The sequence below is a fragment of the Streptomyces himastatinicus ATCC 53653 genome, assembly GCF_000158915.1.
GTDB classification, from domain to species: Bacteria; Actinomycetota; Actinomycetes; order Streptomycetales; family Streptomycetaceae; genus Streptomyces; species Streptomyces himastatinicus.
Genome location: NZ_GG657754.1, coordinates 4,114,097 through 4,123,627, shown reverse-complemented (window position 1 = coordinate 4,123,627; position 9,531 = coordinate 4,114,097). Strand labels below are relative to the sequence as shown.

The following is a 9,531-nucleotide window of genomic DNA, read 5'->3' as shown; positions in this document are numbered from 1 at the left end:
CGTACGTCTCGGGGCTGACGGGGCGGATGTGGGGATACGCCCGGCGGCGGACGTAACCCCGTCCCCGGGCCGGACGCCGGGCGGCGGGGCCCCACGAAAGCATCAAGGGCACCGAACAACCACACATCGCTGACCGAGGAGCGCCGGCATGCCCACCACCGTTCCCACCTCCGCCAAAGCCCCCACCAACGCGGATCACTTACGCGTCCCACCCTGGGCCCGCCGCGCCGCGGCAGCCGTCGTCTGGGCGTCCCTGCCCTCGGCGCTATGGCGCCTCGCAGTGGTGCTGGGCGTTCCGCTCGGGCTGGGGCAGTCCGAGTACGACGCGATGAAGATCCCCGGCTGGGGCCTCCTGGTGCTGCCCCTGCTGTCCCTGGCCCAGGAGGGCCTGGCCTGGCTGACCCTCGGCCTGGTACGCCCGTGGGGCGAGGTATGGCCCCGCCGCCTCCCGTACCTCGGCGGCCGCCCGGTCCCCGTCCTTGCCGCGGTGATCCCGGCGGCGTTCGGCACCCTCGCCTGCACGGTCTACGGTGTGCTGCTCATCTGGACGACCTTCCACGTCCAGATGGACATCACGCCCTGGGGCAACTGGCTCCTCACCGCCTCCTACCTCCCGCTCGTCGCCTGGGGCCCACTGCTGGGCGCGGTGACGCTGCACTACTACCGCCGCCGCACTCGAGGCTGAAGCCCAACCGTGAAGAGGCCCATCTAGCGCCGCTTACACCCGCTGGCACAACGCCCGCGCCGAGCCGAATACCATCTTCGCCCCCGACTCACCCATCCGCGCTTGGACCGATTACCCCGCCAAGGTCCTGACGAGCCACTAGGATAAGAAGGCAGCGGGCCGAGAATGCCCGCCCGGTTTCACCGCCACGCCGAGGTGTCTTTCCCGAGGGAACGACTGAATGGGCACACATCACGGGCGAGAACTCTGGAGGCGACCGGTGCTCCGGGCCCCCAGCCGCTTCGCCGCGACCATCCTCGCGCTCACCTGCGGCCTTGCGACAACGGGCTGCGGCGGCGGCACAACGGCCGGGCCCACGGCCACCACGGGGGCGGTCGGAGTGGTCATTCCGAAGACCACGCCATTCTGGCGGGCCTACAATGCCGCCGTCCCTCCGCAGGCCAAGGCGCACGGCGTCAAAATGCTCCCCTCAGTGAATTCCGAATCCGACATCCACAAACAGATCTCCGATATCCACACCCTGCTGGTCCAGCAGGTCAAGGGCCTCGTCGTCGGGCCGCTGGACTCTGCGGCGATCCGGCCCGGCCTGCGCGCGGCCGGGCAGGCGGGGGTGCCGGTGGTCGCGGTGGACGTCGCACCGGACAGCGGCAAGGTCGCCATGGTGGTCCGGGCGGACAACCGCGCCTTTGGCCGGAAGGCATGCCAGTACCTCGGCGATACCGTCAAGACCGGCAAGGTCGTGCAGATTCAGGGCGGCCTGGCGTCGGTCAATGGCCGAGACCGCACGAGATCCTTCCTTGCCTGCATGGCCAAGCACTACCCGCGCATCAAGGTTCTGAACATCTCCGCGGACTGGCAGGCCGGCAAGGCCGCGGTCGGCCTGGATTCGCTGTACAAGGCCAATCCCGATATCAAAGGAATCTACCTGCAAGCAGGCGGCGATTATCTGGTACCGGCGCTGTCGATCCTGCAACGAAACCACGCCCTCTTCCCGGTCGGCGACCCCAGACACATCACCATCGTCGCCAACGACGGCATCCCGCAGGAACTCGATGCGATCCGCAAAGGAAAGATCGACGCCACCGTCTCCCAGCCCATCGATCTCTACGCGAAATACGCCATGAGCTACATCAAGAAGGCTATGGAGGGACAGAAGTTCGCACCGGGGCCGACGGACCACGGCAGCACCATCGTCCGGCTGCCCAGCGGACTCCTTGAGGACCAGCTCCCCGCCCCCGTGGTCACCAAGCGAAACGTGAACGACCCATCACTGTGGGGCAACCGCGTCTAGTGGCTCGTCAGGACCTTGGCGGGGTAATCGGTCCAAGCGCGGATGGGTGAGTCGTGGGCGAAGTTGGCCTTCGGCCACTAGATGTCCGGGAACGGTGGCATGATGCGGACGATCACGATCAGTTGGTCCCGCGGTGCCACCAGGAAGAAGAACCAGCCGCCCGCCGCGTCCATACGGCGCATTCCCCCTGGCCGAGGGCCGTTGCCCAAGTCGCGGACATCGACCCCCATCCCGGCCAGCTCGACCAGTTGCCCCGCCAGCCGCTCCACTTCGGTCACCACCTGAGCGGGTATGCCGCCTGTCACGTGAGCGTGATCAGGGTCGTACTCCCAGCGCCAGTCGACGCTCACCGCGGTGGGAGGCCGAGCGCGGCGTGTGCGTCGTCCAAGATCTTGCCGATGGCGGACGCGGCGCGCCGGGCTTGTGCCGCGTCACCGGTCTCTGCGGCGTCCTCCCAGCGACGGAACTCTTTCGCGACCTTCGGCTGACGCTGAATGTGTACGTAGACGGCCCACTGGGCGATGAACCGCTGGAGGGGGGCCAGGTCGGAAGCCTGACGGGACTGGTCGGCGGCCTGATCCAGCTCCCGCGTAAAGGCGGGCAGAGCGGCGGGTGCGATCTGCGCGACGGCCTGGCGGAGGGCCGTGACGGTGGCAGGCGGCTGAGGGATGAGTGGCTGCCCAGTGGCGGAGGTGGTCATTGCTGCTCCCATGGGCGAGATTCTGATCCCTGGGAGCAGCGTATCGAGTGCAGGCCCGATCGCATCGCCCGAACGAGTGAGGGCGTGGCGGTTCACTCCCCGGCGGGGTCACGCCGATGGGGCAGGGCCCGGCGACTATCCGCGGCACGTGGCCCCAAAGGCGGCCGCATCCGCCCTCCGTGGCGGGCCCAGTGCCCTGCGCCGAGACCGGAGGCGCCGCCGTACGGTCCACGGCCAGGTCGACGGTCGCACAGCCGCGATCGCGTCTGCCGACCACGCGTGCGTGAGGGCTCTGGGGTCGCAGGGCCTGCGTCGTGGCCGAGACATCCGGCGAGAGTGGCCCAGCGACGTCGGCCATCCGCCGGGTCACCGGACCGATGGGGCAGCGGGCGATCAGGCTCATCAATGATTCAGGACTTCGCCGGGTTTGACGGTGACCTTGTAGCCCTCGCCTCCATAAAGAGACTCGTACCAGATCTCCAACGAGACCCGTTGAGTCAGCATTTCCTTGAACGCTCCATGAGACTCCGGATCGTAGACAGGAACACTCAGCAAGTACGCATCGAAGTCCGTCCGCGTAAACCCCTTCTCCGCGAAAGTGATCACCGTCGGGCGGAAGGGCAGCATGTCGCGGATGACGTCCACGTTGGGCTTGTTGTACTCGCCCAGGCTATTGCCGTCCACGGACAGGACGGTCCTGACGATCACGGCCGGCCCCAGGCCGGAGTTGGTGAGCTTCAGCCCGGACCTCTTCCCGGGCTGCCATGCTTGCTGGAACTGGAGAAGCGGGCGCACCGAGAGGCGGTTGTGGCGACGCGTGGCTCGGCCCTCGTGTACGGAGACGGTGAGCGAGACCAGAGCGATAACGGTGGCACACACCGCGACTAAAGTGTTCCCGTCCAATGACGCCCCCCCCGTACGCGCACCACCAGAGTTTTCCCCAGTATCGGCAAGCAGGGGTGTCAGTACCCCTTCTTCGCTGGGATTGGCCGGGATCGTTTACGTCGCCTTCCGGCGCGGCGTCCAGCACCCTGGCCAGAACGCGGGGGAGAGGTGGCGCAGGCGCTGCGCCACCTGCCTCAATGCGGTCGATGTCCTCTGTGGACAGCCCCGTCAGCTCGGCGAGCGACACCCGGTCGATTCCCAGTGATGCTCGACGGTCGTACACAGCCTGTCCCAGGACACTACTGACTTGTAATGCGTGATGTCGTGGGGTGCTGACAGGTCGTGATTGTCGCGGTACACCAGGGTCATGAGGTACGCGCAGGGTGGCGGGCTGACTGCCGAGCGGAGGGCTTTTCGCGAGCAGATCCGTCTGGATGCGGGCGAGATGTTCGCGGCCGGTAGTGACAACGTCGAGGTGGCGAAGATGCTGCGGGTGCATGTGCGCTCGGTGCAGCGCTGGCGGCGCGAGTGGGCCGAGCGGGGTAAGGCGGGACTGGTCTCGAAGGGGCCGGCATCCCTGCCCAAGCTCAGCGACGAGTTGTTCGTGAAGCTGGAGGCGGCGCTGGCGTTGGGGGCGGTGGCGCACGGCTGGCCTGACGAGCGCTGGACGCTCGCGCGGATCCGGACACTGATCGGGCGGATGTTCCACAAGAGCTACACCGGGCCCGGGGTGTGCCTGTTGCTGCACCGGCACGGCTGGTCGCCCCAGGTTCCGGCTCGCAGGGCGGTGCAGCGCGACGACAAGGCGGTCGCGACGTGGGTGAAGGAGACCTGGTCGGCCGTGGAACCACCGCGGCGGCGCTCGGCGCCTGGACCGTCTTCGCCGACGAGGCCGGGTTCTCGATGACGCCGCACACCGCCCGCACCTGGTCCCGCAGAGGCGTCACCCCGGTGATCCGGGTCAACGGCGGCAGCAGACGCCACCTGTCGGTGGCCGCTCTGTGCTGCTACAAGCCCGGCGAGCGGCCGCGGTTGGTCTTCCGGCACACCGGTGACCGGCGGGCCGACGGTCGTAAGGGCTTCTCCTAGAAGGACTTACGGGACCTGCTCACAGCCGCCCACACCCAGCTCGGCGGACCGATCGTGCTGGTCTGGGACAACGTCGGCCTGCACCTCAGTCGCGCGATGCGCGCCTGGATCACGGCTCGGGACTGGCTCACGGTGTTCCAGTTGCCGGCCTATGCACCGGACCTCAACCCCGTGGAGGGGATCTGGTCCAGCCTGCGGCGCACCAGCCTGGCCAACATCGCCTTCGCCGATTACACGCACCTGGTCACCGCAGTCCGCCGGGGCCTACGCCAGATCCAGTACCGGCCCACCATCATCACCGGCTGCCTCATCGGCACCGGCCTCGCCATAGGCCCTGGCGACATCACGCATTAATCCTCAGTAGTACCGCTCTCGCCCGCCGGGATAGCGAACCGACCTTCGGCACTCGGGCGCGTCCGCTCGCGCAGGTTCCGGGCCGAGCGCGAAGCACAGGCCCGCGTGGAGCTGTTCCGACTCGTCCAGCGTCAGAACCAGCGGGGCGAGGGCTACGGGCTTACCCAGCCGGACCACCCGAAGCGTCAGCGCGAGCTGGTTCCCCTCACGCCGTACGCGCAGCCCCACCGGAGCGGTCTCGATGCGCCACTCGGACTGAACGCGACGGTCCGGGCTCATCCGCGTGCCCCTTCCGCTTCCTCCTCGGGGAGCGGCAGGCGCTCGCCGCGGCTCTCCGCGACCCGGAGCGCGTCGTACAGCGCCTCGACCAGACGATTGGCGAGAAAGCGAAGCTCCCCGGCCTCCGCCTTGGGGTTGCCGAGCAGCGCGCGGGCATGGCCCAGGAGTTCAGAGCCCATGCGGAGCTGCACGGCTTCCATCTCGTCGGCGAGCCGGGACAGATATCCCTTGCCGTCCTCACTGGGGACCAGGTAACACGGCTTGCCAGCCTCCCCGTTCCACGGCAGCAGACGCGGTTGGGTGCTCACCGGATCACCACCATCCCGTGCGGAGCGCACAGCAGTTCCACCCGGGGGAGACCGCCCGGACGCACGATCGGAAGCCGAAGTGTAGGAGCGCCGACGCAGTCGGCCGGGAGGTTGGTCTCGACTGTTCCACGCCGCCCCGGGCCGGGCCGGAGTGCTTTCCGTGCCCGTTCGAAGATCCTGCCGATACAGTGCCGCATGTCGACCTGCTTTCCTCAGGTTTGGCCACGCCCCGGGGTGCCGCACGCCGCCGGGGTCTTTCCGTTCGCGACAGTCAACGACCGTCTCGGGACGAAAGGCAGCGTTCATGAGGGGGTGCACATGCACACAGGTGGGTTCGTGGAGTTCGTAAAGGGGGTTCGTGCGTGAACCCCCAGGTCTAAACTGCTGTGATCTGCAACACCTCGCGCGGCGTCAGGACGACAGCACAGATGAGCAGAGAGCCGAACCACCGGTTGGCTGCGTTGATGGCCGAAGCCGGAGTATCGAACAAGGGTCTCGCCCGACGAGTGCGTGATGCGGGGCAGGGCCACGGCGCGGACATCAGGACAAGCCATGTTGCGGTGCAGCGTTGGCTTCAAGGTGGCGGCATCCAACCTCAGACGGCTGCATTCGTGGCCGAAGCGCTCGGTGAGAAGTTGCGCCGCAAGCTCACGCTGTCAGATCTGGGCTTTGTGGAGGTGGCGCATGAGGTGCCGAGTACCGGCACGGGTTATGACACATCTCTGTCCGAAGCTTTGACGATGCTGAACAGCATCACCCAGATCATCCCCGACGACAAGCAGACGGACGCCTCACTGTTATCGGAGAGCGACGTCAATTCTGCCGTATTCACCTGGCTGGTTTCGCGCCCGGACGATCTGCTCAGTGATTCCGCGGCCGCCCGACGCGTCGACGTGCGGGACGTAGCTGCGATGCGCACGGTCACCGACACCTTCACCCAACTGGATTTCCTCTACGGTGGCGGCCATGGGCACGCGACACTTCGGCACTACTTCCAGCACGAAGTCGTTCCACTGCTCAAGGGGAACTTCACCACCGAAGTCGGCAAAGCGCTGTTCGGCGCGGCAGCCGAAACCTTGTCGGTGCTGGGATGGAGCGCGTACGACAGCGGGCATCACGCTGTGGCGAACAGGTACTTGCTCTCGGCCCTCCGCCTGGCCCAAGCCGCCGACGACCGGATGCTGGGCGCATGCGTGCTCGCCAACCTCAGTCACCAGGCCAACTACCTAGGGCAGGCGTCCCGTGCCGTGCAGCTTGCCCGAGCATCGGTCGAAGGCGGAAAGGGTGGCTCCACGCCACGCGGTATGGCCCTGTTTCTCGCCCACGAGGCGCGAGCGCTGTCCACTGCCCAGGACTACACAGGTGCCGTCCGTGCGATGAACGAGGCGGAGAAGTGCTTCGAGCGCGTGGATACCGCTGACGATCCCAAGTGGCTCTCCTATATGGACGAAGCAGAGCTGGTGGGGGAATTCTGTCACTGCTTCCGCGACCTCAAGCGAGGTTCCGAAGCCGTACGCTTCGCAGAGCGCGCCGTGGCGCTCACTGACCCCAAGTACGCGCGTACCTTGGGCTTCGTGCGCATGGTCCTGGCCCAGAGCCAACTGCTCAACGGTGACCTCGAGGAAGCGGTCGCGACGGCTACGCAGGCCGTAGAGGCCGCTGAGGCGCTTCAATCCGCACGATTCCAACGATACGTCGAGAACTTCCAGCATGACATCTCCCCGTACGCGGGGAGTGCGGTCATTCGGCAGTTCAAAGAGCGAGTTCGGGAAGCGATAGTATCCACCGGCGGCGAATGAGCCCGTCAGCCCGGTTGCCAATCCCGCGGAGCGTCGTCATCGCGCAGTGATGCGATTCGCCGAGCGTACTCATCTGCCACGTCAGCACTTTCGTTGACGTTCTGCATGAGCCATGTGGTCATCTTGAACTCTTGGATCGCCCGCAGCGTTGCAAATCCTGGCCACTGCCGCAGATCCCAGGCGTACGCGTCGACAAAAGCCGCGTAGTCAGAGTCGCTTGCCCAGCCCATGCTGTCGTATTCCGTTGCTGTGACCATCAGGTCCCATTCCGGGTGGTCGCAGCAGAAGTTCTCGAAGTCGATCAATATGACATCCCCCCTCTGGTCGACCATGAGATTGTCCCCGTGTGCGTCCCCATGCACAGGCCCCTTGGGTAGCTCGAACTGGAGACCTGCCAGCCGTTCGCGCAACTCCCTGCCTCTCTTGCGCAGGAACGTGCGGTCATCATCCGGAATGCCAGGCACCTTCTCGATGCGCAGATCAGACCGGCCGAAGGCGTCATACTCCGGAAGGTTGATATTCTCCGGCCGACGCAACGAGTGGAGTTCCCGAAGAACTGTACCCAACTCCCCATAGGTGGGCTTGCGTTCTGATTCCCGGATCAAGTGCCAGAAGGTCACCGGGAAGCCATCCACTATCAGTGGCTGTTCCAGATCTTCTACGACACGTGCGGCCGGGAACCCCTCCTGCGCCAACCAGCGCGACACCTCGACCTCGTTCCGCACTGACGGCAGGTAGTCCCCTGTGCGGGCCACCCGCACGATCACCGGGTGCGACGCCAGTCGGAAGAGCGCGTTCTCGCCGAAGCGGATCAGCTTTGCGCCGTCACTCTCAAGGCGCGCTTGTCGGCAGGCAGCGGCCATCACGCGGGCGGCGCCCGCCGACGTGAACTCAGTCCCCCTTGGACCGGCAGACGGCATGCCCGCACCCACTCCCTCTGATCTCGACGAACCGCGCACCGATCCCAGCAGTGCGCAGCAGACATCGTCAGGACCGTACCCAGCGCCAGGCGACCGGCACGAGATGAGCGCACTCACCGCGGTGGGAGGCTGAGCGCAGCGTGTGCGTCGTCCAGGATCTTGCCGATGGCGGACGCGGCACCGTGCCGGGACTGGTCGACGGCCTGATCCAGCAGGGTCAGGCGCCCAGGCCGTGGTACATGACGTGCAGTCCGACCCGGCCCAGCGCCGGATGGCGAAACGCGCCCGGGACGGTGCCGATGGTGGTGAACCCGAGGCGCTCGTACAGTCTGACGGCGGGCGCGTTCGAAGCCGCGACCGCGTTGAACTGCACGCCCGCGAAACCGCTGGTCGAGGCCCAGTTGAGCAGGTATTCGCCCAGGGCTTGACCGACGCCCCGGCCGCGCGCATCGGACGCCACCATGAAGTTGCCGCTGGCGATGTGGGAGCCGGGGCCGGGGCGGTTGGGGTACATGTTCGAGGTGCCCAGCACGCGCTGGTCCTCTACCGCCACCACGACATGTCCCGGTGGCGGTACCACCCACATGTCGTGCGCCTGCGCCTCCGTCTGGAGGGGGGCGTAGCAGAAGGTGTCCGCCTTGCGGACGATCTGTTCGACGATGGGCCAGACCTGCGGCCAATCGCGTTCCTCGAACGCCCGGATTTCCACCCGTCATACGCTAGCGGCGGCGTTCAGCCTTTTCGATCGAGTTTCGGCGGCCCTCAGCCGTCCGCCGGGGCCACGCCTATCGGGCAGGAGACGCCCGTGCCGCCGATGCCGCAGTAGCCTGCGGGGTTCTTGTCCAGGTACTGCTGGTGGTAGGGCTCGGCGGGGTAGAAGGGGCCCGCGGGGAGGATTTCGGTGGCGATGTCGCCGTAGCCGGAGCCGGTGAGGACGGACTGGTAGGCGGTGCGGGAGGACTCGGCTTCGGCCTGCTGCTCGGGGGAGTGGGTGTAGACAGCCGAGCGGTACTGGGTGCCGACGTCGTTGCCCTGGCGGAAGTGCTGGGTGGGGTCGTGGGACTCCCAGAAGAGCTTCAGGAGGGCGCCGTACGAGGTGACCGCGGGGTCGAAGACGACGCGGACGGCCTCGGTGTGGGCGGTGAGGCCGCTGCACACCTCTTCGTAGGTGGGGTTCTCGGTGTGGCCGCCCTGGTAGCCGACCAGGGTGGTCCAGACGCC

The 9,531-nt window shown here is 66.9% G+C and carries 11 protein-coding genes and 1 pseudogene; 4 read left to right on the top strand and 8 right to left on the bottom strand.

The features are described from left to right. Positions 1–148: 148 nt before the first annotated feature. Entirely contained in the window at positions 149–685 is a 537-nt protein-coding gene (locus SSOG_RS16845; RefSeq protein ID WP_009715445.1) for a hypothetical protein, read from the top strand. Positions 686–905: 220 nt separating this feature from the next. Next, positions 906–1,976 (top strand): sugar ABC transporter substrate-binding protein, encoded by a 1,071-nt coding sequence (locus SSOG_RS16840; protein WP_009715444.1) that lies wholly within the window; start codon positions 906–908, stop codon positions 1,974–1,976. A gap of 77 nt (positions 1,977–2,053) precedes the next feature. Here SSOG_RS16840 and SSOG_RS16835 read toward each other — a convergent pair whose 3' ends face one another. The 3 genes from SSOG_RS16835 to SSOG_RS16825 form a co-directional block, all read right to left on the bottom strand. After that, entirely contained in the window at positions 2,054–2,326 is a 273-nt protein-coding gene (locus tag SSOG_RS16835; RefSeq protein ID WP_009715443.1) for a hypothetical protein, read from the bottom strand. Then, positions 2,323–2,676, bottom strand: coding sequence for a DUF6247 family protein (locus SSOG_RS16830; protein ID WP_039937829.1), 354 nt, complete (start codon positions 2,674–2,676; stop codon positions 2,323–2,325). Before SSOG_RS16830 ends, SSOG_RS16835 begins: the two co-directional genes overlap by 4 nt. A 402-nt stretch (positions 2,677–3,078) precedes the next feature. Next, positions 3,079–3,555, bottom strand: a complete 477-nt coding sequence (locus tag SSOG_RS16825) for a hypothetical protein (RefSeq protein WP_050799885.1) — start codon at positions 3,553–3,555, stop codon at positions 3,079–3,081. A gap of 373 nt (positions 3,556–3,928) precedes the next feature. Here SSOG_RS16825 and SSOG_RS58445 point away from each other — a divergent pair. After that, positions 3,929–5,004, top strand: a pseudogene (locus tag SSOG_RS58445) (IS630 family transposase). A gap of 3 nt (positions 5,005–5,007) precedes the next feature. Here the strand turns inward: SSOG_RS58445 and SSOG_RS16810 are convergent. Further along, complete coding sequence (locus SSOG_RS16810; RefSeq protein ID WP_009715440.1) at positions 5,008–5,283, bottom strand: hypothetical protein; 276 nt, start codon at positions 5,281–5,283, stop codon at positions 5,008–5,010. Beyond that, the gene (locus tag SSOG_RS16805) at positions 5,280–5,591 is read right to left on the bottom strand and encodes a hypothetical protein (RefSeq protein WP_039937828.1); all 312 of its coding nucleotides are present in this window, start codon (positions 5,589–5,591) and stop codon (positions 5,280–5,282) included. The genes SSOG_RS16810 and SSOG_RS16805 overlap by 4 nt, the downstream gene beginning before the upstream one ends. 386 nt (positions 5,592–5,977) lie before the next feature. Between SSOG_RS16805 and SSOG_RS16800 the strand changes: the two genes are divergently transcribed. Beyond that, on the top strand, positions 5,978–7,390 hold the full coding sequence (locus SSOG_RS16800) for an NsdA family TPR-like regulatory protein (protein ID WP_009715437.1): 1,413 nt from the start codon (positions 5,978–5,980) through the stop codon (positions 7,388–7,390). Between the two features lie 5 nt (positions 7,391–7,395). On the opposite strand, the gene SSOG_RS16795 is transcribed toward SSOG_RS16800, so the two are convergent. The 3 genes from SSOG_RS16795 to msrA form a co-directional block, all read right to left on the bottom strand. Beyond that, complete coding sequence (locus tag SSOG_RS16795; RefSeq protein ID WP_009715436.1) at positions 7,396–8,310, bottom strand: phosphotransferase enzyme family protein; 915 nt, start codon at positions 8,308–8,310, stop codon at positions 7,396–7,398. Between the two features lie 217 nt (positions 8,311–8,527). Then, positions 8,528–9,019, bottom strand: a complete 492-nt coding sequence (locus tag SSOG_RS16790; protein ID WP_009715435.1) for a GNAT family N-acetyltransferase — start codon at positions 9,017–9,019, stop codon at positions 8,528–8,530. Between the two features lie 53 nt (positions 9,020–9,072). Beyond that, a partial coding sequence (gene msrA, locus SSOG_RS16785) for a peptide-methionine (S)-S-oxide reductase MsrA (protein WP_063631569.1) occupies positions 9,073–9,531 on the bottom strand: 459 nt, incomplete at its 5' end.

Bases quoted from the DNA above. Each gene is read 5' to 3' on its own strand.
- SSOG_RS16845 (WP_009715445.1), top strand. From the start codon at position 149: ATGCCCACCACCGTTCCCACCTCCGCCAAAGCCCCCACCAACGCGGAT.
- SSOG_RS16840 (WP_009715444.1), top strand. From the start codon at position 906: ATGGGCACACATCACGGGCGAGAACTCTGGAGGCGACCGGTGCTCCGG.
- SSOG_RS16830 (WP_039937829.1), bottom strand. From the start codon at position 2,676: ATGACCACCTCCGCCACTGGGCAGCCACTCATCCCTCAGCCGCCTGCC.
- SSOG_RS16810 (WP_009715440.1), bottom strand. From the start codon at position 5,283: ATGAGCCCGGACCGTCGCGTTCAGTCCGAGTGGCGCATCGAGACCGCT.
- SSOG_RS16795 (WP_009715436.1), bottom strand. From the start codon at position 8,310: ATGCCGTCTGCCGGTCCAAGGGGGACTGAGTTCACGTCGGCGGGCGCC.